This window comes from Paenarthrobacter nitroguajacolicus, from assembly GCF_029952445.1.
Taxonomy (GTDB): domain Bacteria; phylum Actinomycetota; class Actinomycetes; order Actinomycetales; family Micrococcaceae; genus Arthrobacter; species Arthrobacter nitroguajacolicus_B.
Genome location: NZ_JAQPPK010000007.1, coordinates 155,525 through 182,226, shown reverse-complemented (window position 1 = coordinate 182,226; position 26,702 = coordinate 155,525). Strand labels below are relative to the sequence as shown.

Below are 26,702 nucleotides of genomic sequence, written 5' to 3'. Positions count from 1 at the left end.
GTGCGGGTGCGGGTGGCGCTGGTGCTGCAGCGGGAGCAGGTGCTGCCGGCGCTTCTGCCGGGGCAGCGGGAGCCGGAGCGGCAGCAGGTGCGGCTGCACCGGAACCGATGACAGCCAGGACGGAACCAACTTCGGCGGTCTCGTCCTCGTTGACGCGGATTTCCTGGAGGGTACCGGCAACAGGGGAGGGGATTTCGGTGTCGACCTTGTCGGTTGAAACCTCGAGGAGGGGTTCGTCCACCTCGACGGTGTCGCCGACGGCCTTGAGCCAGCGGGTCACGGTGCCTTCGGTGACGCTCTCGCCCAAGGCGGGCAGGGTGACTTCGTGGCCTTCGCCGCCGGAAGCTGCGGGTGCTGCCTCCTGGGCGGGAGCGGCAGGTGCTTCCTCTGCAGCAGGAGCTTCAGCGGCTGCGGGAGCTGCCTCCTGGGCGGGAGCAGCAGGTGCTTCCTCGGCCGGTGCGGCCTCAGCGGCGGAGCCGGAGCCATCGCCGATGCGGACCAAGGGGGCGCCAACTTCAGCCGTCTCGTCTTCAGCGACGAGGATTTCTTCGATGACGCCAGAGATCGGAGAAGGGATTTCAGTGTCTACTTTGTCGGTTGAAACCTCGAGCAACGGCTCGTCGATCTCCACCCGGTCACCAACCTGCTTGAGCCAGCGGGTGACGGTTCCTTCGGTGACACTCTCACCGAGGGCGGGCAAGTTAACGGATTCAGACATGTCGTCCCCGTTCTCCTTATTGATCTTTGTGCGGATGAATTCTGCTGGTCCGGGCCGGGTGCATCCGGCAGATTCCGCTGCATGCACCCGACCCGTTTGTCTTGGGTAAAGACTTAGCCGTGGAGCGGCTTGCCCGCGAGGGCGAGGTGGGCTTCGCCCAAAGCTTCGTTCTGGGTGGGGTGGGCGTGGACCAGCTGGGCCACGTCCTCCGGGTAGGCTTCCCAGTTCACGATCAGTTGGGCTTCACCGATCTGCTCACCCATGCGTGAACCAATCATGTGGATGCCAACTACGGGGCCATCCTTCTGGCGGACCAGCTTGACGATGCCGCCGGTGCCGAGGATGGAGCTCTTGCCGTTACCGGCAAGGTTGTATTCCTGGGTCTGCACCTGGTCGTCGCCGAACTTCTCCTTGGCGGCCTTTTCGGTGTAGCCCACAGTGGCGATTTCGGGTTCGCAGTAGGTGACCTTGGGGATGTTGATGTCCTCGACGATGGCCGGGTTCAGGCCGGCAATCTCTTCGGCAACGAAGATGCCCTGCTGGTATCCACGGTGTGCCAACTGGACGCCCGGGACGATGTCGCCCACGGCGTAGATGTTGCCGACGCCGGTGTGGAGGCGCTCGTTGGTGATGACGAAGCCGCGGTCGATGGTAATGCCGGCTTCTTCGTAGCCAAGGTTGGCGGTGACAGGACCGCGTCCTACAGCTACGAGCAGGAGGTCGGCTTCGAAGGTCTGGCCGTCAACCAAGGTGACCTTGACGCCGTCGTCGTTCTGCTCGACGCCCTGGAAGAAGATGCCGGTGGTGAACTTGATGCCGCGCTTCTTGAACGCGCGCTCGAGGTTCTTGACGATCGAAGCGTCCTCGTTGGGAACCAAGGAGGGGAGGCCTTCGATGATGGTGACGTCCACGCCGAAGGACTTCCAGACGGAAGCGAATTCGACGCCGATGACGCCGCCGCCGAGGACGATGGCGCTCTTGGGGATGTAGTCCATGGTGAGGGCCTGGTCCGAGGTGATGACCTTGCCGCCGATTTCAAGACCAGGCAGTGACCGTGAGTAGGAACCGGTGGCCAGGACAATGTTCTTGCCCGTGTAGGCCGTGCCGTTCACGACGACGGTGTTGTTGCCCTGGAGCTTGCCTTCACCTTCAATGACGGTGATGCCCTTGGACTTGATGAGTCCCTGGAGGCCCTTGAACTTACCTGCAATGATGCCGTCCTTGTACGCGTTCACGGCCGACATGTCGATGCTGTCGAGCGTGACGTTCACGCCGTACTTGGCGGAATCGCGTGCATGGTCAGCCAGTTCGGCCGAGTGCAGGAGGGCCTTGGTGGGGATACAACCGTTGTGCAGGCAGGTTCCGCCGAGCTTTGCCTTTTCCACAAGGCCAACGGTGAACCCAAGCTGCACGGCCCGCAGGGCAGTGGCGTAGCCGCCGCTGCCGCCACCGAGTACCAGGATGTCGAATTCTTGCGCAGTTGCCTGATCGGCCACTAAAACGCTCCCTCGCGTGAATGATGACACGGGACTGCGTGCCATCTGGTCTTTGGAACTTGTTCTGCCGTGATTATGCCAGCACCTAAGTTCTCTTGCATTTGTGACTATCGAGTTCACCTTAGCGAACCACCTACCCATGCTCCACCCTCTGCGGGTGTTTGTGGAGCGCTTGTGTCGAGACTCACGTTCACTTGTGACACAGCGCTACACGCCGCATAATTCCGGGGTTGCGTGGCCCCGGCGGGATGCCGGAGCCACACAACCGCGGACGGTGCGGGGGTGTGCCGCTAGGCGGAAACCGCCAGAAGGTCTTCGGCGTAGGCAACCAGGGTGCGGACCGTGCATCCGGTGCCCTGCTTGGGGGTGTAGCCATAGGGGCTGCCGTTGTTGAAGGAAGGACCGGCGATGTCCACGTGGGCCCACGGGATCTGTTCGCCGTTTCCGTCCTTGCCCACGAATTCCCGCAGGAAGACAGCAGCGGTCATCATGCCGCCGTTTCGCTCACCGATGTTGGCGATGTCTGCAACCTGGGAGTCCAGGCTGGGACGCAGTTCCTCGGGCAGCGGCATGGGCCAGACCAGTTCGCCGGCACGGTCGGCTGCGTTCTTGAGTGCTGCCGTAACGGAATCCGAACCCATCACACCGGCGGTGCGCAGGCCAAGGGCGATCAACTGCGCGCCTGTCAGCGTCGCGACGTCGATGATGACGTCAGGCTTCTCCAGGCTGGCGGCGACGAGTCCGTCGGCCATTACCAGCCGGCCCTCGGCGTCGGTGTTCAGGACCTCCACAGTCTTGCCGCCGTGGATGGTGAAGACATCGGCGGGCCGCGCTGCGGCGCCGGAAGGCATGTTTTCGGCAATGCAGAGCCAGGCGGTCGCCTTGATGGGCAGGCCGAGTGACGCCAGCGCCAGGACAGTATTAAGTACGACGGCGGCGCCGGCCATATCGCTCTTCATGTCGCCCATGCCAAGGGCGGGCTTAATGGAAATGCCGCCGGTGTCAAAGGTGATGCCCTTGCCCACGAGGGCGATCTTCCGGGTGGCCTTGGCGGGGGCGTATTCCACCTTGACCAGGCGCGGCTGGCGGGTAGAGCCCTTGCCAACGCCGAGGATTCCTCCGAAGCCTTCTTTTTCCAGGCGCTTCTCGTCCCAGACCGTTACCTTTACCGGAAGTCCCTTGGCGAGTTCCTTGGCGGACTCGGCAAACGTCTCCGGGTAGAGGTGGCTGGGGGGCTGGTTCACCAGCGTGCGCGTGGCGTTGACGGCCCCTGCCAGCACGATAGCGCGGTCGAGGGCCGGCTGCGCTGCCTTGGCATCCACGTCCGAGAAGATCTGGGCCTTCGCAACCGGGGCCTTCAGCCCGTCGGTGGAGGAACGGTGCTCCGTGTAGGAGTAGGCGCCCAGGGCGGCACCTTCGGCGACGGCCGCGACATCGGCGAGTGCCGGCGTCGGGAAGGCCAGCGTCACGGTGGACAGCCCAGCCAGCTGGCGTACAGCGGATCCTGCGGCACGGCGCAACGCCTCTTCGCTGAGGGCGCCGGCGTCGGCCAGCTTGCCAACTCCGGCCAGGACCAGGATTCCGGCACCCGTCTCGGGCAGGCCCGGAAGCCGGTGGACCTGGTCGGCTGCGCCGCTGATGCCGAGGGGCTTCAGGGAGCCCGCAACGGACTCGGCAGCCTTGGCGCTGAGGGGATTGGCAAGCAGCACCGGCCCGTCGGTGCCTTGCGCAACTCCGATCACAAGTGCGTCGCTGGGGGACTTTTTCAGGTCCTTGGCGATGATGCCCAGGATGATGTCAGTAGTCTTGACCACGAGGATGTGTCCTCACTTCTCTCTGCATTGCATGGCGGGGCCGCATGTTTGGCGGCCTGCCCCGGTACGCGCCCGACGTCCACGTGCGACGGCGGCCTTGGTCTTCAGGCCCGGCGTCGCAAGAGGACGTCGGCCCGTTTCGATCGTAGTCTCTCGGCGCCCGCGGACAGCAATTAAATGAGAGCTGCCGCACATTCGAAGCAGGAATGCCTGCCCGACGTGCAGCGTTGTACCGGTAGAGACCCATCCCGAACCAGGGACCCCAATAGCCCCGTGAAAGGAATACGCCGTGTTTGAACGGATATCCGGCACCCTCCTGGACCCCGAAGCGCTCTACGCGAGCAACATCGAGACCTTCCACAGCCCTGAACTCCGCGGCTTGGACCTGGTCATGGGATTCACTGGATTTGCCGATGCCGGTCATGTGGTCCGGCAAATCAATGCGGAACTGCTGGACGGCCCCGACGTCGAGGTCGTAGCCATGTTCGACGCCGACCAACTCATCGACTACCGTTCGCGCCGTCCCCACATCAGCTTCGTGGAAGACCACCTCCAGGACTACCAGGCGCCAAAGCTTGGCTTGTACAAGCTGACGGACGGGCTTGGCCAGCCGTTCCTGCTTTTGGCGGGCTTTGAGCCGGACCTGCAGTGGGAGAGGTTCGCCCGGGCTGTGGTGGGAATCGTGGAGAAACTGGACGTCAACCTGGTGACGTGGATCCACTCCATCCCCATGCCTGTGCCGCACACGCGCCCCGTGGGCGTGACAGTTCACGGCAACCGGCCTGAGCTCATCGAAGGAATTTCCAGTTGGAAACCAACTGTGGAGGTTCCCGCTGCCATTGGGCACATCCTCGAGCTTCGGCTCACTGAGGCTGAGCGCAGCGTCGCAGGCTACGTTATCCACGTTCCGCATTACCTGGCCGAGGCCGAGTACCCGCCCGCGGCCGTAGCAGGACTGGAATACCTGGGGGCTGCTACGTCCCTCATGCTTCCCACCGACCGCCTTCGCGAAGCGGGCCGTGAAGTGGGCCGGCAGATCGCCGAGCAGATCGAGGCATCCGAAGAAGTGCAGGCGGTGGTGGCCAACCTGGAGTCCCGCTATGACGAGAAGTCCGAGGGAATAGTCCGCCGCTCCCTGCTTGCCGACGAGAATGACGAGCTTCCCAACGCTGAGGACATCGGTGCGGCTGTGGAAGCGTACCTGGCACGTAAAGACACGCCTCAATAAATCAGCTTTATCGCTTGACCGGCATAATTGAGGAGTGACTTCTCCCCGCGCCTGGCTGATCTGGACCATAGGCATCTTCGCCTACCTCGTAGCTGTAGCGCAGCGGACGTCCTTCGGCGTGGCAGGTTTGGAGGCGACCGAGCGGTTCCATGCCAGCGCTTCGGCTATCTCCTTTTTCACCGTGTTGCAGCTGTTGGTCTACGCGGGCTTGCAGATTCCGGTGGGTGTTTTGGTGGACCGGTTCGGGTCCCGGGTCATGGTGGCCGGCGGCGCCGTCCTCATGGCCGCGGGACAACTGCAACTTGCTTTTGCTGAAAGCATTCCCGGGGGTGTCCTGGGCCGCGTCCTCGTGGGGGCCGGCGACGCCATGACCTTCATCTCCGTTATCCGGTTGGTTCCCTTGTGGTTCGCGCCGGCCAGGGTTCCCCTGGTGACCCAACTGACAGGAATGTGCGGCCAGTTGGGCCAGCTGTTCAGCGTGGTTCCGTTTGCCTTGCTGCTGCATTCGGCAGGGTGGACTCCGGCATTCCTGACCTTGGCTGCGATGTCGGTACTGGCCGTGGTCCTGGTCCTGTCCTTATTGCGGGACGCACCTCCCGGCCATCCCGCCACGGCTTCGGCCCAAGGCTTGAGGGCCACCGGTGTTTCACTTTCCCGCGCCTGGAAGCAGCCGGGGACCAGGCTTGGGCTGTGGAGCCACTTCACCGTCCAGTTCAGCGGCAACCTCTTCGCGATGACATGGGGGTATCCTTTCCTGCTCTCAGCCCAAGGGCTCGACGCGGGAACGGTCTCTGCCTTAATGGCCCTTTTTGTGGCGACGGCCATTGTTGCCGGACCGGGTTTTGGCAGGTTTGTGTCCAGGCACCCGATGCGAAGATCGGCAATGGTCCTTTTGATCACTACCGCTACGGCTCTGGCCTGGGCGGCCGTGCTGCTTCTTCCTGAACGCGCTCCACTGTGGCTCCTGGTCATTTTGGTGGTAGTGCTGGCCGTTGGCGGCCCGGGATCCATGATCGGATTCGATTTCGCCCGCACCTTCAATCCCTCGCACCGGATCGGCACGGCAACGGGAATCGTCAATGTTGGCGGCTTCATTGCAGCGCTGATTGCGATCTACCTGATTGGCTTGGTGCTGGACCTCCTGAATGCCAGTGGCTTCTCCGGCGGTGAGCTGTACGGACTGGCACCGTTCCGGATTGCCCTCAGCGTCCAGTTCCTACTGCTCGCCCTCGGAACAATGCTCATTGTGGTGACGCGGCGGAAAGTCCGCCGGCAAATGGCCGCCCAAGGCATCCACGTGCCGCCACTGGCAACCGCACTCGCGCGGCAACGTCGTGAACGCCTGGAACGGCGCCGTGACGCGCGTGCCAAGGCGGCGGGGGAACAGTAGGGCGCTGACGCGACGGCCACGTTGTTCCGCCTGCTTTTCCACATACGGAAGTTCGTCCCTGTTCCCGTTACCGGCTGGTGCGCAGGCTGGATTCATGACCACCAACAGAATGCTCAGCATCCACCAGCCCGAAGACATCCTTGGCTACATACCCCACATGCTCGGTTACTGGCCCGAAGACAGCCTCGTGGCCATCACCATGCAGGGCAACGTCCTGGGCGCCACGCTCCGCGTGGACTTGCCCGCCTTGGGTTCAGATGACGGACTGGCCTGCTTCGCCGCCCAAATCCGCGACTACCTGATCGCCGACGAGGCCGCCAACGGCGTGCTTCTCGCCATTTATACGGATGAGGGATGGAACGACGGCGCCGTGATCAGCCGGACCACGCCGTTGCTGGACGTCCTGCGCGGCAGCCTTGACCACGTTGACCTCGTAGTCCGTGAAGCTTGGTTGGTGGGAACCAAGTACTGGCGCGGCGCCAACTGCACGGATGAGGCCTGTTGCCCCTTTCCCGGGCTACCGGCGGAACGGATCAAAGAGAGCCGCCTCAGCACAGAACTGGTGTATCAGGGGAGCGTCGTGGGGCCGTCCCCGGGGAAAGGGACCGAAGGACTGCGCCTGGCCAGGTCCGGGCCGCACGATCCCGGCGTGATTGAGGCGGAAGCGCGGTTCGGGGACCTGATCCTTGGCAGTTGGCGCAGCGAACCCTGCATGGATGCCGTACTGGCAGTGTGGCGGCATGCGGTGTCCAGGGCCTCGGGGAATAATCCGTTGGAACCTGGTGCCGATGCAGGAACCATCGGTTTCCTCAGGACCACGTTGAAAGTGCCTGGGTGGCGTGATGCCGTGGCCGTGATGGCAGCGGCCGGTCTCGGCTCGGCCAAGGCAGGAGCTGAAAGCTTTGGATTCTTCGCGGAGGACGGCCCAGACGCCGCCCCCTTCGACCCCGGCGAACTGGGCGTGCCTTCTGGTGAAGCCTGGCCCCAGGCTGCCAAGGCTGCCAAGGCTGCCCGGGCGAACGGATCCCGCAGGTCCGCGGATGTCCACACTTATGGCGATGTCCTGCTCGGCATGTATCCGGAGAAGCCCCGCTGGAACGACCTCGACGTTCTACAGGGGATCCTCGCGGGGCTGACCGTCGAGGGTGAGCATGGGGAAGTGGCAGCAGCGGCCCTGACGCTCCAAGGATGGATCTACTGGTGCAAGGGGAAAGGTTCCATGGCCCATGCTTGCCTCAGCCGGGCAGAAGATGCCCGTCCGGGGTACCGGCTGGCGGAACTGTTGACGGGAATTCTTGAACAAGGCACCCTCTGCGGGTGGGCCCGCCGTCCGGACTCGGCATGGAAGGGCCCACTGGGCGGCGCGCTGTAGAACCTGCCGGCCGTTCAGGCGTACGTTTTGCAAAACCGTGAGACAATGGATGCCGAGACCCGGTTGGGTCCGCGTTTGAATGCCTGGGAAGGCCCGGAAACGGGAACAACCCAGCGTCGTCGGGAGTTATATTCAAAGACTCTGCGGACGGCGATCGCATTTGAAATTGATCGCGGACTTGACAGGGTCATAGTGGTGTTGCCCGTATGGTGATTCCACAGACCGCCGCTAGAAAGGTTTTCTGTGACCCCGTCTTCCGTCGAGAAGGAACCCGCCGCCCAGGCCGAATTGTCCGCTGAGGAAAAGAAGGCGGCCACGTCGGCAAAGCGCCCTGCGACACGTGCTGCCAACAAGGCTTCAGAGGGCGACTCTGACAAGCCTGCACCCAAGAAGCGTGGACCCAAGCCCGGCGCGAAGGCCGCAGCTGAAGCCGCGAACGACTCTTCCACTTCCGAGGCCGATGAAAGCGCCGAGGACGAAGACTTCGACCCCGCAGCAGCGGAGGAAGTCGAAGTCGGAGATGACGACACCGAGGACGGCGCAGTTCCCGCCAAGGACAAGGCTGCTCCGTCCGGTTCGGGCTTCGTCTACTCGGACGCCGATGACGACGACGCACCTGTTCAGCAGGTCATGTCCGCCGGTGCAACCGCAGACCCCGTCAAGGACTACCTGAAGCAAATCGGCAAGGTCGCCCTGCTGAATGCCGAGCAGGAAGTCGATTTGGCACTCCGCATCGAGGCCGGCCTCTTTGCTGAGGAAAAGATCAATGCAGATGACGGATCCATGGATCCCAAGCTCAAGCGTGAGCTCGAGTTCGTCATCCACGATGGCAAGCGCGCTAAGAACCACCTCCTCGAGGCCAACCTCCGCCTGGTTGTCTCGCTTGCCAAGCGTTACACCGGGCGCGGCATGCTCTTCCTGGACCTGATCCAGGAAGGAAACCTCGGCCTTATCCGCGCTGTGGAGAAGTTCGACTACACCAAGGGCTTCAAGTTCTCCACGTACGCCACGTGGTGGATCCGCCAGGCGATTACCCGCGCCATGGCCGACCAGGCCCGGACAATCCGCATCCCGGTTCACATGGTGGAAGTCATCAACAAGTTGGCCCGCGTTCAGCGCCAGATGCTTCAGGACCTGGGCCGCGAGCCTACGCCTGAAGAGTTGGCACTGGAATTGGACATGACACCCGAGAAGGTCGTCGAGGTCCAGAAGTATGGTCGCGAGCCCATCTCGCTGCACACCCCCCTGGGTGAGGATGGCGACTCCGAGTTCGGTGACCTGATCGAGGACTCCGAGGCTGTTGTTCCCGCAGACGCAGTGAGCTTCACGCTCCTGCAGGAGCAGCTGCACTCCGTCCTGGACACGCTCTCCGAGCGTGAGGCAGGTGTTGTGGCCATGCGCTTCGGCCTCACCGATGGCCAGCCGAAGACTTTAGACGAAATCGGCAAGGTCTACGGAGTCACGCGTGAGCGCATCCGCCAGATCGAATCCAAGACCATGTCCAAGTTGCGTCACCCGTCCCGCTCGCAGGTACTGCGGGACTACCTGGACTAAACGGTTCCAAGCATGCGCGAGAGCGGCCCAGTCGGATGTTCCGGCTGGGCCGCTTTCCTGCAATGACCCTAGGGGCCACGCCCCAGCGGAACTGGGGCAAGACGGATGGCGCACACGTATATCGCACAGCAAAAGGGCCCCTCCCCAATGGGGAGGAGCCCTTTCGGCTCGATGTGGATCCGGACTGTTGCCGGCTGCCCTGCCTAGTCGACGGGGACGGGTGCCTTCTCATTGAGGCGCTCGGTCTCATCATGCCAGTCCGAAGTCATGGGCCGGAGCGTGGCTTCAACTGCACGTGCGTGGTGGCCGCAGAAAAGCAGCTCACCGCCGGAGGACTCGAGTACAACGCGGACATACGCCTGGGCTCCGCAACGATCGCACCGGTCAGCGGCGTTCAGTGTGCGGTCTGCAACTGCTGTTGTCATGTCGGCCTCCTTAGTAGTTCTGTACATCCATATAACCAGCATTCGACGCAGATCCATGGCAAGGATGGGTCACTTTCGCTGTCCGCGTATCACATGTGCATAACGTCATGATGCGGATTCCTGATCGCCGGGAGTGGCAACCCGTGCCCGAGGGGCGTCGCGGCTAGCCTAGTATGGGCAGTGTTTGCCTTGAATTACCAGCGAAATACGGCTGGGAAGCACGCTCAGATACACCTTGAGATATACCCCGAAGGAGCACACCCCCACGTGGCACCGAGTTCTGAATACAACGCCCGGCATCTTTCTGTCCTTGAGGGGCTGGAAGCGGTCCGCAAGCGCCCGGGCATGTACATCGGCTCCACCGACTCCCGTGGCCTCATGCACTGCCTTTGGGAAATCATCGACAACGCGGTGGATGAAGCCCTGGCCGGCTTCGGACATGACATCAAAGTCATCCTGCACGCGGACAATTCCGTGGAAATTCACGATGACGGCCGTGGCATCCCCGTAGACGTCGAACCCAAGACGGGCTTGTCCGGCGTCGAAGTCGTCTTCACCAAGCTGCACGCGGGCGGAAAGTTCGGTGGCGGCTCCTACACGGCTTCCGGCGGTCTGCACGGCGTGGGCGCTTCAGTGGTCAACGCCTTGTCCAGCCGCCTCGATGTCCAGGTGGACCGCGGCAGCAAAACGTATCAAATGTCCTTCCGTCGGGGCGAGCCTGGCCGGTTCCTTGACCAGGGTTCCAAGACCGGGCCCGATTCCGCGTTCGAGCCGTTCGTCGAGGATTCAGTGCTGGACGTCGTGGGCAAGGCGAAGCGTGGTGTCACGGGGACGCGGGTCCGTTATTGGGCGGACCGCCAGATTTTCACGCCGGATGCCAAGTTCTCCTACGACGACCTCGCGGCCCGCGCGCGCCAGACGTCGTTCCTTGTGCCGGGCCTGAAGATCACCGTCCGTGATGAGCGCAAGCTGGCCGGCACCCCGGGGGAGCACGGCGTCCACGAGGAAGTGTTCCACCACGACGGAGGCATCAGTGAGTTTGTTGAATTCCTGGCGGCGGACTCCGGCGTCACCGACGTTTGGCGGCTTCACGGATCCGGGAAGTTTAAGGAAACCGTTCCTGTGCTGGATGAGAACGGGCACAGCAAGATCGCCGAAGTGGAGCGTGACTGCGAAGTCGACATCGCCCTGCGTTGGGGTATCGGCTACGAAACCACCATGCGCAGCTTCGTCAACATCATCGCAACTCCCAAGGGTGGCACCCACCAGTCGGGCTTTGAAGCTGCCCTCCTGAAGACCTTCCGCAAGGCCGTTGAGACAAATGCCCGCAAGCTCAAAGCCGGCAATGACAAGATCGAAAAAGACGACATCCTTGCGGGCCTGACGGCAGTCCTGACCGTGCGCCTGGCTGAGCCCCAGTTCGAGGGGCAGACCAAGGAGATCCTGGGCACGTCAGCCGTTCGGGCGATTGTGGCCAAGGTTGTTGAGAAGGAAATCACCGCGCGGCTGAACTCGGCCAACCGCAACGACAAAGCCCAATCGGCGCTCCTGTTGGAGAAGATGGTCAGCGAGATGAAATCGCGCATCTCGGCCCGCGTCCACAAGGAAACCCAGCGCCGCAAGAATGCGCTGGAAACCTCGTCCATGCCCACCAAGCTGGCCGATTGCCGCACCGATGACGTCGCACGCTCCGAACTGTTCATTGTGGAAGGTGACTCCGCGCTCGGAACAGCCAAGCTGGCGCGGTCCTCGGACTTCCAAGCCCTCTTGCCCATCCGCGGAAAGATCCTGAACGTCCAGAAGGCATCTGTAGGGGACATGTTGTCCAACGCTGAATGTGCGGCGTTGATCCAGGTGGTGGGTGCCGGTTCCGGCCGAAGCTTCGACATTGATGCGGCTCGGTATGGCAAGGTGATCCTCATGACGGACGCCGACGTGGACGGCGCCCACATCCGCACTCTGCTGCTGACGCTCTTCTTCCGGTACATGCGGCCCATGGTTGAGGCCGGCCGCGTCTTCGCCGCGGTCCCACCGCTGCACCGCGTGGAAGTCATCAATCCGGGCCAGAAGGCCAACGAAATGATCTACACCTACTCGGAGGCCGAGCTCCACGTCCTTCTCGCCAAGCTGGTCAAAGAAGGCAAGCGGTACAAAGAGCCCATCCAGCGCTACAAGGGCTTGGGCGAAATGGACGCCCAGCAGTTGGCTGAAACCACCATGGACCCCCGCCACAGGACCCTGCGGAAAGTGGGTATCGACAGTGCCCAGCGCGCAGAAGAAGTGTTCGACCTCCTGATGGGCTCAGATGTGGCTCCGCGCAAGGAATTCATTATCGCCGGGGCGGCAACCCTGGACCGGGAGCGCATCGACGCCTAGCTGCCGCCTGCCGTCAGCGGGGCTCCTGCGCCGACGGTTCGCGGGTGGTGGCGGCTCCGGGGGCGGCGAAGGCTGCCGCGCCCACCAGCAGGGCCAGCGCACCGAGCCCCCATGGCAATCCTGCTGCCACGGCGACACCGCCCACCAGCAGGGGACCTCCGGCGTCCCCCAGTTCGCGTCCGAGTTCGGCCGATCCCATGGTCCGTCCGAGCCTCTCCTTGGGCGTGGAATCTGCGAGGTGGGCGAAGGCAAGTGGCGTGGCAACGCCTATCCCCAGTCCGATCAGGACTGCCGCCGCGTAGGTCCATAGCCCCCCCGGCAAAACGGCGGCAACCAAGGCACCGAGGGCGATGGAGGACAGTCCGGCGATCATCCCCGGCCGGTCCGCCAGTACGCCGCGGTCCCTCAGGGCGCCGATGCGTGGCTGGACCGCGGAGGACGCGACGGCCAGTACAGTCACGACGGCGACGCTCCCGGTGGTGCCGAGTCCTTCCCTGGCTGCCAGGGCGGGAAGGAAGCCGACGGCCGCGCCGAGTGCGCCCGTAGCGGCAGCCAGTACCAGCGTGGGACCCAGGAATGACTTTTCGGTGCTTTGTCGCCAGAGGTCCACGAGGGTGTAGCGGGTCCTGGGCAACGGATCCAGGCGCGGCATGGAAATGATTGTCCATGCGGCTATCACGAGTGCCAACCCGGACAGGACGGAAAACAGGAGCCCGAAGCCCCCCGCCATGATTGCGAGGGCTCCCAGCAGCGGTCCTATCGCGTAGCCGAAGCCTTTCCAAGATCCGTATCGCCCGAAATAGTGGCCGGTCCTGCTGCCTGCGAGCCGGGCAACACTGGCGGAGGATGCCGGTGAGAAGGCAGACGCCGCCATGCCTTGTCCGAGCCTGGCTGCTGCGAGCATGGCGGGCTGATCGGCCCACAGCCCGATCAAAGAGGCCGCTGCAAAGGCCAGCAACCCAACCACAATCACCGGCTTGGGCCCGATGCGGTCGCTCAGGGCGCCGAAGACCGGCTTGAGGAAGACCTCGGCGATGTCGTACAGGGCAAGCAGGATACCCAGGCCCAGAAGGCTCAGCCCTATGTCCGCGCTTTCGGCGCCAAGTCCCGCGGCCACGGCATGGGCACCGAACGCCGTCGTGAAACCCGCGGCATAGAGGGGCCATCGGTGGTGGGGCATCGTGTGTGGCGGGTTGGTTGTTTCTGGGGGATTCACGCTTCAAATGTAACAGCTGCTACATTCGCTATTGTGATTGACGAACGTTGGCTGCTGATCCTGGTACAGGTACCGTCGCAACCCTCGAGGCACCGCGTGGCTGTTTGGCGGGAGTTGCGGCGGATCGGCGCTGTGCCGTTGACGCCTGGCACGTGGCTGCTTCCGGCCCACCCGGCCTTTGATGAGGGCCTGAGACGCGCAGGAGAGCTGGTCGCCAAAGGTGATGGCACTTGGACTCTGGTGGATGCGGTGCCGCGCCAGGAGGGCGGACAGAACTTCAGGGAAGCCTATGAAGCCGCGCGGCAGGAAGAATGGGCCGAGTTCATGGCCGATTGCCGCAAATTCGCGGCCGAGATCGCCAAGGAGATCGCCCAGGAAAAGTTCACTTTCGCTGAGCTTGAGGAAGAAGAACAGAGCCTTGAGCGGCTGAAACGTTGGTTCCGGGAGCTGAAATCACGCGATGTCCTCCATCTTCCCCAGGCCGGGGAGGCTGCGGAGCAGCTGGCCCTTTGCGGGGAAGCCCTGGATGGGTTCGCGTCCCAGGTCTACGAGGTCATGCTCCCCGAATAGCAGGGCCGCAAAAGCCTGCAGGCCCTGTTACCCCAGCAGCCCCGGCACGATCAACAGTGCCGTGGGGACGGCCAGTAGCAGTGCCGAGGCAACAAGGACGAGTGCCCGCAGGCCCCTGGTGAGGGGAGGCTGTGGCGAGAGCAGGCGGCTGACGCGTGACGCCGTCGTGCGTGGTGAATCGGCACCTCCAGTGGCGCTGACCCCGTTGCCTTCGACGACGGCCCCGCCACCCCTCAGAGCAGCCGCGCTGACGGCAGGCTGTGAGCTTCCGCTGGCAACAATGGCGATTGCCTTGATGAGCGTCCCTTTGCTCTCGGTCCGGAGTGCGACGTCGTCGGCCAGCATTTCGATCAGCGAGTTCACGGCTGTTTGGGCAAGCCGGGTGGTGGGAAACCAGGGCAAAGCTTGTCGCCATGCCGCGAAAGCCCACAGCAGGAGGTCGTGGCGCTGGGAAAGATGCGCATTCTCGTGGATGAGCACGGCCCGGAGCTCGGCAGGGTCGAGTGCGGCCATGAGCCCATCGGACAGGACAGTAACCGAACGTGCGCCGCCGGGCAGGCAGTAGGCAACCGGCGACTCGTGATTGATCACCACTGTTCCGGGGCCGTCGTCGGACGGCGACGCGAGGAGGGCAAGGAGTTCCCTGTGCCTGCGGCGCTGGCGTTCGATCTTGTAGTACGTCAGCAGCAGGGTGAAAACCAGGTGGGCTGTCAGAAGGGCCGCGGCGGAGAGGGCAAAAAGGTGCCAGAAGCCCAGCGCGGTGGTTGGTTCGTTGTTGAAAACCATCCCGGCGAGGCTTCTGAGTCCCGCAAGGAGATTCTCACCAATGGGCTCCAGCCCATACACGAGCATGGCGCCAATCATGGACAATCCACCGGCAAGTGCTATGGCCTGCCACAGCACCATGGCAGTAAAGGGGGAGCGTGCCGGCCATTGTGCCCGCGACAACAGGACCGGCACCGGCCACGCCAGAATCAATGCCAGGACCGCAAGCAGGTATGAGGTCCAGAACATAGTGGCTAATTGTAGCCGAGCAGTTTGCGCAGGGTAGCGGCTTCACTTTCGGTGACGGAGCCAATGAAGCGGGCAAGGACAGCCTCGCGGTCGGGAGCGGAGCCCAGGACCTCGTGCATGAGTTCGGCCGTGTGGTCGGCGCGGCTGGAAACTGCCTGGTAACGGTGCGGGCGCGTTCCGCGTTCGCGTTCCACGAGGCCCTTCTTTTCCAGGCGCGAGAGCACAGTCAGGACAGTGGTTACTGCCAGGTCTTTGCCTTGATGGCCTGCCGTGCCGTCGCCGGCCTCGGAATCCTGCGCAAGGAGATCACGCAGGGTATTGGCGGTTGCAGCTTCCTGGCCTGCCCAGAGCAAGTCCATCACTGCCCGTTCGAGTTCCCCAAGACTTGCCATCGATACTTCCCTACCTTCCGCTTCCCGCCGCAGGGTGACTGCGGCCGGGAGCGATGATCCAACATTCCACCATAAATCTACCGCTTTTCCAGCCTTCATTCTACGTGAGGTAGAACAGTCGGCGCGCCGCGCTACGGATCCACCCCTTGCGCGTGGCCGATGCCACTTGAAGAATGGGTTTCGTTGCGCGGCATTTGTTCTACACTGTGTAGAAGAGAAGTTTTCTACGCTACGTAGAAGTAACGTCATCGTACTTCGGTCCACCGCACAAAGGACAGCCATGGACGCCTTGGAAATCGCACGCTGGCAATTCGGTATTACTACCGTCTACCACTTCATGATGGTGCCCCTCACCATTGGCCTCGGCCTGGTCGTGGCCATCATCCAGACCATGTGGTACCGCACGGGCAAGCCCGAGTACCTGCGCATGACCAAGTTCTGGGGAAAGCTCTTCCTGATCAACTTCATCATGGGCGTAGCCACCGGCATCGTCCAGGAATTCCAGTTCGGGATGGCGTGGAGTGAGTACAGCCGCTTCGTGGGCGACGTATTCGGCGCCCCGCTTGCCTTGGAGGCGCTGCTGGCCTTCTTCGTGGAGTCCACGTTCCTGGGGCTGTGGATTTTCGGCTGGAAGCAACTCAAGCGGGGCGTGCACCTGGCCTGCCTGTGGATCGCGGTGATCGGTTCTGTTTTCTCCGCCTACTTCATCATTGTGGCCAACTCGTGGATGCAGCACCCTGTGGGAGTCGAGATGGTGGACGGACGCCCCGTCATGACCGACGCCTGGGCCGTCTTCACCAACAACACCGCGCTGGTCGCAGTACCCCACACGCTGTTTGGCGCACTGGGCGTGGCCGGCGCCTTCCTCCTGGGTATCGCCTGGTACCACCTGTGGCGTCGTCGCCACGACGGCATCGACACCATGGGCAAGGATGGCCGGATCATTCCCGGGGATGCCCGGGATATCCCGGGCAGGGACAAAGCGGACTACACAGTCTGGATGAAGTCGTTGCGGATCGGCGCCGTAGTGGCCATGATTTCCTTCGCAGGAACGGCCATCACCGGCGACCTCCAAGGCAAGCTCATGTTTGAACAGCAACCCATGAAAATGGCTGCGGCCGAAGCTGCCTGCCACGACGGCACAGGCTTCTCGGTCCTGAGCGTGGGCAACCTCGGTGCCAAGAACTGCGATGACATTGTGGCCGTCATCGAGGTACCCGGCATCCTTTCCTTCCTGGCGAAGGGCGACTTCACCACCGAGGTGAAGGGCGTCAACAGCCTCCTGGGTGAGTACAAGGAAAAGTACGGCACGCACCTTCCGGACAACCCGCTCTACGGCGACCGTGCCGGACAGGAAATCCAGTACGTTCCCGTCATGGAAGTGACCTACTGGGGCTTCCGCATGATGATCGGGTTTGGTGGCATCGCAGCCCTCGCCGCCCTGTTGGCACTGTGGGTGACCCGCAAGGGCGTTGTGCCCGAGTCCAAGTGGCTGATGCGGCTCGCGGTCTTCGGTATTCTGGCCCCCTTTGGCGCCAACGCGGCCGGTTGGATCTTCACCGAGATGGGACGGCAACCATTCGTCGTTGCGCCCAACCCGGACATGAACGGCATCGACCAGGTCTTCATGTTCACCGCCGCGGCAGTCTCGCCCGGCGTCAGCGCAGGCGAGATCATGACCTCGCTGGTGGTGCTGACGGCCATTTACGCCGTATTGCTGGTGGTGGAAGTGAGGCTGCTGGTCAAGTACGTGCGCGGTGGAGTTGCCTCGGCGATGCCGGAACCGGCGCACACCCACCAAGACGCTGACAGCGAACGGCACGACAAAGACAACGACACTCCGGACAAGCCCGGCGACGACGTCCTGGCGTTCGCCTACTAGAAGCCAAGGGAAACTGACAATGGAACTGTTGCCAACCATCTGGTTTGTGGCCATCGCCGTTCTGTGGACCGGCTACCTCTTCCTTGAGGGTTTCGACCTCGGAGTCGGCATGCTCATGAAGCTCTTCGCCCGCAACAACACTGACCGGCGCGTCCTCCTGAACACCATTGGTCCGGTGTGGGACGGCAACGAAGTCTGGTTGCTGACCGCGGCCGGGGCCACCTTCGCCGCCTTCCCGCTCTGGTATGCCTCCTTGTTCTCGGCCCTTTACCTGCCCCTGCTGGCGGTCCTGGCGGCCTTGATCTTCCGGGCTGTTGCCTTCGAATACCGCGGCAAGGTGGACTCCGAACGCTGGCGCAACCGCTGGGACTGGGCGATCGCGATCGGTTCCTTCGTTGCTGCTTTCGGCATCGGTGCGGCGCTCGCGCTCACCACTACCGGCCTACCGCTGAACGCCAACGGCGACCGGGAAGGCGGCCCGATGTCCTGGTTCAGCGGCTATGCGCTGCTGGGCGGGTTCGGCGTCGTGGCCTTTGCGCTGGTGCACGCGCTGGCGTTCCTGGCCCTGAAGACCGACGGCGATGTGCGGCACCGCGCCCGCCGCTGGTTTGTGCGGTTGGTACCGGCAGCAGTGTTGCCGATGTTCGGCTGGATGGTTTCGGTCCAGTTCCTCAGCGGCAAGCCGTGGACGTGGGCCTTGGTAGCCGCTGCCGTCGTCGCCGTGGTCCTGGCGTGGACATTGGCCCGCGCAGGCTCGGAGGGGCGGGCCTTCGGCGCCCTGGGGGCGTTCATTGTCTTCGCCACGGGCTCGATCTTCGGAGCGGCCTTCCCGGTCGTCATTCCCTCCACGATCGATCCTGCCTTCAACCTGACCATCTCCAATGCTTCGTCCTCGGACTACACCCTGGGCTTGATGAGCATTGTGGCCGCAGTCGGACTGCCGCTGGTCATCGCCTACCAGGCTTGGACGTACTGGGTCTTCCGCCGGCGTGTCAGTGCGGCGCACATCCCCGAAGCGCACGGCTTCCTGCCCGCAATCGCGGCAAAGGTACTCGTTTCCAAGGACGGCGGGGCGCCGACCAAGACCACGCAACCGGGAGACTAGCCGCCCCATGAAACCCGTCTTTCCCTCCGGAACGGCCACCCGTTCGGCGCTGTACGCCATAGGGCTGATGTCCGCGCTCAAGGCTCTGTCCCTTGTCCTCATGGCGCAGGCTGTCGCAGTGATGCTCGCCGGCCTCGCGACGGGCTCGGACAGCTGGAGCGACGGCCTGTTCTGGGGCGCGGTAGGCGCGGTGCTGAGGTCCTTGACGGTGTGGGGCCAGGGCATTGCGGCACGGCACGCCGCCCTGGGCGTGAAGGAGGAACTGCGGGCCCGTTTGTTAAGGCGGTCCCTGGACGACGCCGGCTCGGCTCCGGTTGAGGGAATGAACGACGGCGGCCTGGCGATACTGGCCACGCGCGGACTGGATGCGCTGGACGACTACTACACCCAGTACCTGCCTGCCTTGGTCAATTGCGCCACGGTTCCGCTGTTGATCGGGGCGCGGATCCTCTTTGCCGACTGGGTGAGTGCCGTGGTGATCGTCCTGACGGTGCCGTTGGTGCCGCTGTTCATGGTGCTGATCGGCAGGCACACAGAGGACAGTGTCCGGGATGCGCAATCCACCCTGCGGAAACTCTCCGGCCACATCCTTGAACTCGCCAAGGGGTTGCCCGTGCTGGTGGGCCTGGGCCGTGCCAGCGAGCAGCGGGCCGCCTTGGAAGACATCTCCGAGCAGTACCGCATCCGGACCATGGGCACCCTCCGCACCGCATTCTTGTCCGCCCTTGCCCTGGAGCTCATCGCCACCATTTCCGTTGCCGTGGTGGCAGTCTTCATTGGCGTACGGCTGGTGGCAGGGGACATGGCGCTGGAAGCGGGCCTCCTGGCCTTGATCCTTGCCCCCGATTGCTACTTGCCGTTGCGGGAACTTGGGACCGCCCACCACGCCAGCGACGACGGTCGGGCAGCCCTGGAAACCACCAATACCGTACTGGAAGCACCCATCGCCCAACCGCTGCCGGAAACCGCAGGGAAGGGCCACGAAGACGTTGTGGTCAGCGGCCTGATGGTGAGGTACACCGGCAGGTCCGCGGCCGCCGTCGGGCCCCTGGCTTTCACCGCACCGCAGGGAAGCATCACAGCCCTCGACGGCGCCAGCGGCACTGGCAAGAGCACCGTCCTCAAGGTCATCGCCGGGCTCCTCGGGCAGGGTCCGGGTGCCGCAGTCACAGGGCGCATCACCGGGGCGCAGCCCGGGAGGGTCGCGTGGGTTCCCCAGCACCCTGTCATGGCCTGCGACACCGTCCGGCAAGAGGTCGAGCTCTACCTCGAGGGATACGTCGGTAATGCGGACCAGGCCGTGGCACGTGTACTGGAGAACGCTTCCGCGGGCCACCTGGCCGCCAAGCACCCGGCCGAACTCAGCCCGGGGGAGTTGCGGCGGGTCGCCTTGGCCCGTGGCCTCGCGCGAGTGGAAGCAGGCGCAACCCTGCTGTTGCTCGATGAGCCCACTGCGCACCTGGACGACATCTCCGCCGGCGCGGTCCGTCGCGCCATCGAGTCCCTTCGTGGCACCGCCACCGTGATCCTCGTGGCCCATGACGCGGCCACCCGCGCGCTCGCGGACCACCTGGTGCCCCTTGGCAACCCGCAGGCGGCCTCCGTGGCGGTTGGGGAAGTTACGGCTGCAGGTGCCGCAGCGGCTCCGGCACAGTCAATAGATCCGGCACAGTCAATGGACCGGGCGACGGAGCCGGTCCGACCCGAGCCGGTCCGACCCGGAACCGGTCTCCACGCCACGAGTGATCGCCCCCTTGGCGGCAGCGCCAGAAACCTGAAGCGGCTGCTGGCCATTTTGAAACCCGTCCGTTGGAAGTTCGCCGCCGCAGGCGTGGTGGCAGTTCTCGCGGCACTTTTCGCCGTGGCCCTGTCCGGATTGTCCGGCTGGCTCATCATCAGGGCCAGCCAGCAACCACCCATCCTGTACCTGCTGGGCGCCATCGTGGGTGTCCGGTTCTTCGGCATCGGGCGCGCAGTCCTCAGGTACTGCGAACGCCTCCTGACCCACGACGCCGTCTTCGCTGCCATGACGCGCCTGCGAGGGGTGCTGTGGGCTACCCTCAGCCGCCGGGCACTGTCCCTTCGCCGCCTGCTCCAAGGCGGCAACGTCCTGGGTTCGATCGTGGATGACGTCGACACGCTCCGGGACCTCCTGCCGAGGGTCGCGCTGCCCGTTGTCACCGCCGTGGCCGTAGGTGGTGCCGCAATCCTTGCCACCGGCATCGTGCTGCCGGCCGCGCTGCCTGCCGTGCTGCTTGCCTCCATGGTTGGCCTGGCAGTGGCTCCGCTGCTTGCCGTCCTGGCCGACCACAACGCCGCGAAAGCCGGCCAGCAAATGCGCTCCGTGGTGCTGCGGGGCGTCGCTGCCGCACTCGACGCCCGCGCCGAGCTTCACGCCAACAATGTAGGCGAACAGGTGATCACCTCCCTTGGAGCCAAGGACCGGGCGGCCACGGCGTCGGCCAAGCGCTCTGCATGGGCCGAAGGCCTGGGGCAGGCGGTGATCGTCCTTGGATGCTCTTTGGCGGCCCTTTGGGCAGGAGTACTCAGCGCCCCTGCCGTGCTGGACGGGGCGGCCGCCCCTGAACTGGTGGCCGTTATTGTCCTGATGCAGCTGGCCCTCATGGAACCCTTCGGGGGCATCGTCTCCGCCGTCCGCCAGGCGCCCGCGCTCGCAGCCGTCCTTGGGAAAGTGGCGGCCGCCGGTGCCTTGGACGCCGTGGACGGTTCCGGCGTGAACAACGACCAGGAAGACCACGACGGCGGTCCGTTGACTTTGGCTGACCGGCCCGGAAAGCAGGGACTGGAACTGCACGCTGCTTCCGCAGCCTGGCCCGGAGGACCTGTGGTTTTCTCCGGACTCAACGCTGTTGCGGAGCCGGGCCGCTGGCTGGCCGTTACGGGACCTTCCGGCGCGGGCAAGTCCACGCTCCTTTCTGTCCTCCTGGGTTTCCTGCCGCTCACAGGGGGAACGGCCACACTGACTGGTACAGCGGCCTGGTGCCCGCAGGAAGCGCACCTCTTCGACTCCACCGTCCGGGGCAACCTGTTGCTCAGCAGGCCAGCCGGCCAAAAACCCGGCGAGGATGAGATGCACAAGGCGCTGGCCGCCGTCGGGCTTGATGATGTTGTGATGGCCCTGCCGGGTGGGCTGGACGCCCGCATTGGCTCGGGCGGATCATTCCTCAGCGGTGGCGAGCGGCAGCGCCTCGCCATGGCCCGTACGCTGCTGACTGGTGCCTCCGTCTTGTTGCTGGACGAGCCAACAGCCCACCTGGACGCAGGATCCGCACGGGAAATGATGGCTGTCCTGAGGAAGGGACTCAAGGACGTAACGGTGGTGTTGGTCACCCACAATCCCGATGACATCGACCCCGCAGACGCGCGCCTTGAGCTGTCCGCAGCCGGAAGTCCGGTGCCAGGGCCGGGCGCGGCGGAGCTGGCAGGAAGGTCTACTGCTCAGTAACCTGAGGGCATGTCTTTCGACGCCGAACGCGACGCCATGCCCGACCCCGAAGCCACAGGTTTACAGTGGCGGCCGGCCACCGTGGCGGACCTGGAGGGTTGGGCCGCACTGATTGCCCGAACGGCCGCCGTCGAACATCCTGTCTGGTACGAGAAGCGCGGCGACCTCGTCCACATCCTTGAATCCACCAAGAACCCACCGCCCACGCATACGCTGCTGGGCCTGGACGACGACGGCGTGGCCCGCGCCTACGGCCGGATCGCCAAGAATCCCGACGGCGACAAAGCCACCGGCATGGCATGCGTCGACCCGGAGTGGCAGCAACGCGGCATCGGCTCGGCGGTCCTTTTGTGGCAAGAGGAGCAGGCCCGGCGCCGCTTTGCAGCTGATGCCGCCGCCGGCCATCCGGCAACCCCGCCCCGGATCCGTATCCAGACCGAAGAACAGCACGAACACCAGGTAAAACTCCTGATGGGGCACGGCTATGGTGCAGTGCGGTGGTTCAACGAAATGCACAGGCCGTTGGAGGGTCAACTTCCGGATGCACCCTTGCCCGAGGGGCTTGAGCTGAGGACACTGGACGCCTCGCTTTTCGAGCCCGTGCGCCTGGCCCATAACGATGCTTTCCGGGACCACTGGGGGAGTGAACCACGGGACGGGGAATCGTGGCGGTTCACCATTGAGGAACCCACTGGACGGCACGATCTCAGCGCGGTGGTCATCGACGGTTCCACGGGCACAGTGGCCGGCTACCAGTTGACAAGCCACGATCCCGATTCGGCCGAGGAGCGTGGCTTCAAGGAAGGGTACACGGAGCTCCTCGGGGTTCGGCGTGCCTACCGTGGCCGTGGAATCGCCCAGGCCTTGCTGGCTGACGCCATGCGCCGTTATGTCACGGCCGGGATGGATGTGGCGTCGCTGGATGTGGACTCAGCCAACCCCACAGGAGCGTTGCAGCTCTACCTGGGCATGGGCTACACGCCGGTAAACCGCAGTATGACGTGGGAGAAGATGCTCTAGCTTCCACCCCTCGGCACCGTATTCCCAGCCGTCAGCATTCCTAGCCGTCAACATCGTGCAGGTGGTGGACCACGTCATGCAGGAAATACTGGGAAAACGTCAGCACCGTAAACGTGGAGCCGTTGCTGCGGGTGCCCGTGCGCTGCCAGTCATCCTCCACGACACGGGCAAAGGACTCTGCGATCACGGTGCCCTCCGCCTCAAGTTCGTCAGCCACGGCACGGGGGTCCGCGGAATCGTACTCACCCTCGATCGCGGCCTGGTCCTGGTCCCAGTTGGCGAAGCGGGCGTCGTCCTCGGTGAGCATCAGGTTCAGCCGCTGGTCGAAGAGGCTGAAGACATCGCGGACGTGGCAGGCGTACTCCAGCGGAGACCAGGTGTGGTCGTTCGGCCGTTCCGTTGCGTCTTCGCGCCGCAGGACTGCCCGCCAGCGGGGGAGCATGTTCAGGACGGTGCCCGGCACGGTCGCGGGCGTCACCGTGGAGGGGTCGAAACCACATTCCGGGCAAGGCTCGGAGAGTACCCAGGTCCAGTCTTTTTCATCAGGGATGATCGGCATGCGGCCAGTCTAAGCCGATCCGTGGCACAGCCCCCGGAGGGGCTGAAATATGGTGTCGTTTTCCAATTACTTAGCAACCCGCCCAAGAGTAAAGTTCGTTCCGGGAGGAGAGCCGGAAAAGAGAAAAAATGCTCAAGGATCAGCAGGTTGGTGCCGTCCTACCGGCACAGGATATCGCCCGGGCACGCTCGTATTACAGCGAGAAACTCGGACTCGAACCCGAAAATCCGGACGCCGATGACAACCTGCAGTACAGGTGCGGCGATGGAACGGGGTTCTTCATTTACCAGACCTCCAATGCCGGGTCGGCGAAGAACACGCAGATGGGTTGGATGGTCAGTGATGTCAAAGCCGCCGTGGAGGAACTCCGCGGCAGGGGAGTCACGTTTGAAGACTACGACTTCCCTGGCTTGAAGACCGAGGACGGCGTCGCCACCATGCCGGATGGGGAGAAGGCGGCGTGGTTCCTGGACAGCGAGGGAAACATCCTGAGCCTGAACCAAACCGGCTAGACCGGACAGTGGCTTCATGGCCGCAGAAGAGAAAAGGCCGGGGGTTTGGAACCCCCGGCCTTTGCTGCGGCTACTCTGCTGTGTCGGTCCACACCATGCTTGGACCTATGGCCTCGACCGGCTGGGACAACGGAACGCCGGAGCCGTCCCTTCGTCCGTGCTCATGCGGAAGCGCCCGTGCCACTCCGGCCGCGGACGCCGCCTTGGCCGGACCGTGCCCCGCCCATGCCAGCAGCAGGGTGTCTTCGCCCTTGAGGAACCGGTGGACGCGCACGCCGCCAGTTGCCCGGCCCTTTGCCGGGTACTCTTCGAACGCCGTCACTTTGGCGGTGCCGGGCGCCGTGCCCGGCAGTGCGCCGTTGGTCCCTGCAATGGTGACCACGACGGCGGCAGGATCGTTGGCGCGCACGGCGCCGAAGTGGATCACTTCATCTCCGGCGGCAAGCTTGATGCCGGCCATGCCGCCAGCGGTGCGTCCCTGCGGACGGACGTTGGAGGCACTGAACCGAAGCAGCTGGGCTTGCCTGGTCACGAACACGAGATCGACGTCGTCCTCCTGTGCCGGTTCCACGGCAAGAACCGAGTCCTTGTCCTTAAGGGCGATAATCTCCCAGTCCTCGCGGTTCAGCGGGTAGTCCGGCTGAACGCGCTTCACGACGCCCTGGACCGTACCGATTGCCAGGACCGAGTCGAGGGGAACGAAGGCCACCAGGGTTTCGCCCTTGAGCAAGGTGATGAAGTCCTTGGCGGGCACGCCTCCGGCCAGGTTGGGAAGCCCGGAGACCGGTGGCAGCACAGGCATGTCCATCACCTGCAGGCGCAGCATCCGGCCCTGCGATGTCACGGCACCAATCTCTCCCCGGGCGGTGGTCTTGACCACGGACCGGAACACATCGTGCTTGGCCCGGGGACCGGCCTCGGCCAACGGCTCCTGGTTGGAGGTCCTGGCAATCTGCCCGGAGGTACTCAGCAAGGCCCAGCAGGGGTCGTCCGGAATCTCCAGGGGTAGGGCTGCGGCCTTCCCCTTGGGGCCCGGTGCGGCCGCCAGGGACGCAGCGACGGTGGGAGAGACAGCTTCTGATTCCAACAGCACCGTTCGCCGCGGAGTGCCGTACTTCTCCGCGATGACTCCCAGCTCTCCCGAGACAAGGTCGCGGAGCAATTCGTCGGAGGCCAGAATGGCTTCGAGTGCCTCGATTTCGCGGCGGAGTTCGTCCTGCTCCTTTTCCAGCTCCAGGCGCGAATACTTGGTCAGCTGACGCAGCCGCAGTTCCAGGATGTAGTTTGCCTGGATCTCAGTGAGGTCGTAGATGGACATGAGCCGTTCGCGGGCGGCCGAGGCCTCATCCGAGGACCTGATGATCTGGATGACCTCGTCGATGTCCACGATCGCGATCAGCAGGCCCTCCACCAGGTGGAGGCGGTCCTTCTTCTTGCCCAATCGGAACGAGGTCCTCCGGCGCACCACGTTGAGGCGGTGCTCCACGTACACCCGCAGCAGCTCCAGGAGCCCCAGGGTTTGCGGCTGGCCGTCCACGAGCGTGACGTTGTTGATCCCGAAGGAATCTTCCATGGGCGAGTAGCGGTACAACTGCTGCAATACGGCGTTGGGGTTGAAGCCGTTCTTGAGCTCGATGACAAGGCGCAGTCCGTGGTTGCGGTCCGTGAGGTCAACGACGTCGCTGATGCCCGTCAGCTTCTTGGCGTTGACGGCATCCTTGATCTTTTCGATGACCTTTTCGGGACCCACCATGTAGGGAAGCTCCGTGACCACCAGGCCGGTGCGGCGTGCAGAAAGCTGTTCAACCTCAACCTTGGCGCGCGTCTTGAAGGACCCCCGGCCCGTGGCGTAGGCGTCCCGGATGCCATCGAGTCCCACGATCCGTCCGCCGGTTGGCAAGTCCGGCCCGGGGATGAAGCGCATGATCTCATCCAAGGTGGCATCCGGGTTGGCGATCAGGTGGCGGGCGGCAGCAATGACTTCCACCAGGTTGTGCGGAGCCATGTTCGTGGCCATGCCCACTGCGATGCCGGTGGTGCCGTTGACCAGCAGGTTGGGGAACGCAGCCGGAAGTACATCCGGTTGGGTCAGCTGGTTGTCGTAGTTGGGGACGAAGTCCACCACGTCTTCATCAAGGTGGTCCGTCATGGTCAGCGCAGCAGCAGCCAGGCGGGCTTCGGTGTAACGCGGCGCTGCCGGGCCGTCGTCGAGCGAGCCGAAGTTGCCGTGGCCGTCGATCAGCGGCAGGCGCAGCGAGAAGTCCTGCGCCATGCGGACCATGGCGTCGTAGATGGCGGCGTCGCCGTGGGGGTGGAGTTTACCCATCACCTCGCCCACCACGCGGGCACTCTTGACATGCCCGCGGTCCGGGCGCAGGCCCATGTCGGACATCATGTACAGAATGCGCCGCTGGACAGGCTTCAAGCCGTCGCGTGCGTCCGGGAGGGCACGCGAATAGATCACCGAGTAGGCGTATTCCAGGAAGGAGCCTTCCATCTCGGAAGTGACGTCAATGTCGACGATGTTCTCGGTGAAGTCGCCGAGTGGCTCGGCTTTGCGTGAAGAAGATTGGCTGCGGGCCATGGGGCGGTG

The 26,702-nt window shown here is 64.0% G+C and carries 20 protein-coding genes; 11 read left to right on the top strand and 9 right to left on the bottom strand.

The window, feature by feature from the left end; translation table 11 throughout:
- The 3 genes from PJL15_RS07075 to PJL15_RS07065 form a co-directional block, all read right to left on the bottom strand.
- A partial coding sequence (locus tag PJL15_RS07075) for a biotin/lipoyl-containing protein (protein WP_348651477.1) occupies positions 1-718 on the bottom strand: 718 nt, incomplete at its 3' end.
- Between the two features lie 113 nt (positions 719-831).
- Positions 832-2,214, bottom strand: a complete 1,383-nt coding sequence (lpdA, locus tag PJL15_RS07070; protein WP_018778711.1) for a dihydrolipoyl dehydrogenase — start codon at positions 2,212-2,214, stop codon at positions 832-834.
- Positions 2,215-2,504: 290 nt separating this feature from the next.
- Entirely contained in the window at positions 2,505-4,028 is a 1,524-nt protein-coding gene (locus PJL15_RS07065; RefSeq protein WP_281450467.1) for a leucyl aminopeptidase, read from the bottom strand.
- A 289-nt stretch (positions 4,029-4,317) separates the two neighbouring features.
- Between PJL15_RS07065 and PJL15_RS07060 the strand changes: the two genes are divergently transcribed.
- The 4 genes from PJL15_RS07060 to PJL15_RS07045 all read left to right on the top strand — a co-directional run bounded on the left by PJL15_RS07060 (position 4,318) and on the right by PJL15_RS07045 (position 9,572).
- Positions 4,318-5,256: a proteasome assembly chaperone family protein gene (locus PJL15_RS07060; RefSeq protein WP_281450466.1), complete on the top strand. Its 939-nt coding sequence runs from the start codon at positions 4,318-4,320 to the stop codon at positions 5,254-5,256.
- A gap of 34 nt (positions 5,257-5,290) precedes the next feature.
- Positions 5,291-6,646, top strand: a complete 1,356-nt coding sequence (locus PJL15_RS07055; protein ID WP_281450465.1) for an MFS transporter — start codon at positions 5,291-5,293, stop codon at positions 6,644-6,646.
- A 94-nt stretch (positions 6,647-6,740) separates the two neighbouring features.
- Entirely contained in the window at positions 6,741-8,018 is a 1,278-nt protein-coding gene (locus PJL15_RS07050; RefSeq protein ID WP_281450464.1) for a DUF4192 domain-containing protein, read from the top strand.
- 243 nt (positions 8,019-8,261) lie between these two features.
- On the top strand, positions 8,262-9,572 hold the full coding sequence (locus PJL15_RS07045; RefSeq protein WP_281450463.1) for an RNA polymerase sigma factor: 1,311 nt from the start codon (positions 8,262-8,264) through the stop codon (positions 9,570-9,572).
- A gap of 203 nt (positions 9,573-9,775) precedes the next feature.
- Here PJL15_RS07045 and PJL15_RS07040 read toward each other — a convergent pair whose 3' ends face one another.
- Positions 9,776-9,997 (bottom strand): DUF7455 domain-containing protein, encoded by a 222-nt coding sequence (locus tag PJL15_RS07040; protein ID WP_018778705.1) that lies wholly within the window; start codon positions 9,995-9,997, stop codon positions 9,776-9,778.
- Positions 9,998-10,264: 267 nt separating this feature from the next.
- Between PJL15_RS07040 and PJL15_RS07035 the strand changes: the two genes are divergently transcribed.
- Positions 10,265-12,373, top strand: a complete 2,109-nt coding sequence (locus tag PJL15_RS07035) for a DNA gyrase/topoisomerase IV subunit B (RefSeq protein WP_281450462.1) — start codon at positions 10,265-10,267, stop codon at positions 12,371-12,373.
- A gap of 13 nt (positions 12,374-12,386) precedes the next feature.
- On the opposite strand, the gene PJL15_RS07030 is transcribed toward PJL15_RS07035, so the two are convergent.
- Positions 12,387-13,553, bottom strand: a complete 1,167-nt coding sequence (locus tag PJL15_RS07030; RefSeq protein ID WP_281450478.1) for an MFS transporter — start codon at positions 13,551-13,553, stop codon at positions 12,387-12,389.
- Between the two features lie 69 nt (positions 13,554-13,622).
- Between PJL15_RS07030 and PJL15_RS07025 the strand changes: the two genes are divergently transcribed.
- Positions 13,623-14,159, top strand: a complete 537-nt coding sequence (locus PJL15_RS07025; RefSeq protein WP_281450461.1) for a Chromate resistance protein ChrB — start codon at positions 13,623-13,625, stop codon at positions 14,157-14,159.
- Between the two features lie 27 nt (positions 14,160-14,186).
- Here the strand turns inward: PJL15_RS07025 and PJL15_RS07020 are convergent, their stop codons facing one another.
- Both PJL15_RS07020 and PJL15_RS07015 read right to left on the bottom strand, forming a co-directional pair.
- The gene (locus tag PJL15_RS07020) at positions 14,187-15,173 is read right to left on the bottom strand and encodes a M56 family metallopeptidase (RefSeq protein WP_281450460.1); all 987 of its coding nucleotides are present in this window, start codon (positions 15,171-15,173) and stop codon (positions 14,187-14,189) included.
- Between the two features lie 5 nt (positions 15,174-15,178).
- Positions 15,179-15,565, bottom strand: coding sequence for a BlaI/MecI/CopY family transcriptional regulator (locus PJL15_RS07015; RefSeq protein WP_011774471.1), 387 nt, complete (start codon positions 15,563-15,565; stop codon positions 15,179-15,181).
- Between the two features lie 280 nt (positions 15,566-15,845).
- Here PJL15_RS07015 and PJL15_RS07010 point away from each other — a divergent pair, with 280 nt between their 5' ends.
- Genes PJL15_RS07010 through PJL15_RS06995 form a run of 4 tightly spaced genes read left to right on the top strand, consistent with a single transcriptional unit; the run spans position 15,846 to position 23,038 of the window.
- Positions 15,846-17,447 (top strand): cytochrome ubiquinol oxidase subunit I, encoded by a 1,602-nt coding sequence (locus tag PJL15_RS07010; RefSeq protein ID WP_281450459.1) that lies wholly within the window; start codon positions 15,846-15,848, stop codon positions 17,445-17,447.
- A gap of 19 nt (positions 17,448-17,466) precedes the next feature.
- The gene (cydB, locus tag PJL15_RS07005; protein WP_281450458.1) at positions 17,467-18,552 is read left to right on the top strand and encodes a cytochrome d ubiquinol oxidase subunit II; all 1,086 of its coding nucleotides are present in this window, start codon (positions 17,467-17,469) and stop codon (positions 18,550-18,552) included.
- 7 nt (positions 18,553-18,559) lie between these two features.
- Positions 18,560-22,018, top strand: coding sequence for a thiol reductant ABC exporter subunit CydD (gene cydD / locus PJL15_RS07000; protein ID WP_281450457.1), 3,459 nt, complete (start codon positions 18,560-18,562; stop codon positions 22,016-22,018).
- Positions 22,019-22,027: 9 nt separating this feature from the next.
- Positions 22,028-23,038, top strand: a complete 1,011-nt coding sequence (locus PJL15_RS06995) for a GNAT family N-acetyltransferase (RefSeq protein ID WP_281450456.1) — start codon at positions 22,028-22,030, stop codon at positions 23,036-23,038.
- A gap of 40 nt (positions 23,039-23,078) precedes the next feature.
- Here PJL15_RS06995 and PJL15_RS06990 read toward each other — a convergent pair whose 3' ends face one another.
- Positions 23,079-23,597, bottom strand: coding sequence for a DinB family protein (locus tag PJL15_RS06990; protein ID WP_281450455.1), 519 nt, complete (start codon positions 23,595-23,597; stop codon positions 23,079-23,081).
- Positions 23,598-23,725: 128 nt separating this feature from the next.
- On the opposite strand from PJL15_RS06990, the gene PJL15_RS06985 reads away from it, so the two are divergent.
- The gene (locus tag PJL15_RS06985) at positions 23,726-24,109 is read left to right on the top strand and encodes a VOC family protein (RefSeq protein ID WP_281450454.1); all 384 of its coding nucleotides are present in this window, start codon (positions 23,726-23,728) and stop codon (positions 24,107-24,109) included.
- Positions 24,110-24,179: 70 nt separating this feature from the next.
- Here the strand turns inward: PJL15_RS06985 and PJL15_RS06980 are convergent, their stop codons facing one another.
- Complete coding sequence (locus PJL15_RS06980; protein ID WP_281450453.1) at positions 24,180-26,693, bottom strand: DNA gyrase/topoisomerase IV subunit A; 2,514 nt, start codon at positions 26,691-26,693, stop codon at positions 24,180-24,182.
- Positions 26,694-26,702 lie beyond the last annotated feature (9 nt).

Bases quoted from the DNA above. Each gene is read 5' to 3' on its own strand.
- PJL15_RS07010 (WP_281450459.1), top strand. From the start codon at position 15,846: ATGGACGCCTTGGAAATCGCACGCTGGCAATTCGGTATTACTACCGTC.
- cydD (WP_281450457.1), top strand. From the start codon at position 18,560: ATGAAACCCGTCTTTCCCTCCGGAACGGCCACCCGTTCGGCGCTGTAC.
- cydB (WP_281450458.1), top strand. From the start codon at position 17,467: ATGGAACTGTTGCCAACCATCTGGTTTGTGGCCATCGCCGTTCTGTGG.
- PJL15_RS07050 (WP_281450464.1), top strand. From the start codon at position 6,741: ATGACCACCAACAGAATGCTCAGCATCCACCAGCCCGAAGACATCCTT.
- PJL15_RS07040 (WP_018778705.1), bottom strand. From the start codon at position 9,997: ATGACAACAGCAGTTGCAGACCGCACACTGAACGCCGCTGACCGGTGC.
- PJL15_RS06995 (WP_281450456.1), top strand. From the start codon at position 22,028: ATGTCTTTCGACGCCGAACGCGACGCCATGCCCGACCCCGAAGCCACA.
- PJL15_RS06990 (WP_281450455.1), bottom strand. From the start codon at position 23,597: ATGCCGATCATCCCTGATGAAAAAGACTGGACCTGGGTACTCTCCGAG.
- PJL15_RS07030 (WP_281450478.1), bottom strand. From the start codon at position 13,553: ATGCCCCACCACCGATGGCCCCTCTATGCCGCGGGTTTCACGACGGCG.
- PJL15_RS06980 (WP_281450453.1), bottom strand. From the start codon at position 26,693: ATGGCCCGCAGCCAATCTTCTTCACGCAAAGCCGAGCCACTCGGCGAC.
- PJL15_RS07020 (WP_281450460.1), bottom strand. From the start codon at position 15,173: ATGTTCTGGACCTCATACCTGCTTGCGGTCCTGGCATTGATTCTGGCG.
- PJL15_RS06985 (WP_281450454.1), top strand. From the start codon at position 23,726: ATGCTCAAGGATCAGCAGGTTGGTGCCGTCCTACCGGCACAGGATATC.
- PJL15_RS07015 (WP_011774471.1), bottom strand. From the start codon at position 15,565: ATGGCAAGTCTTGGGGAACTCGAACGGGCAGTGATGGACTTGCTCTGG.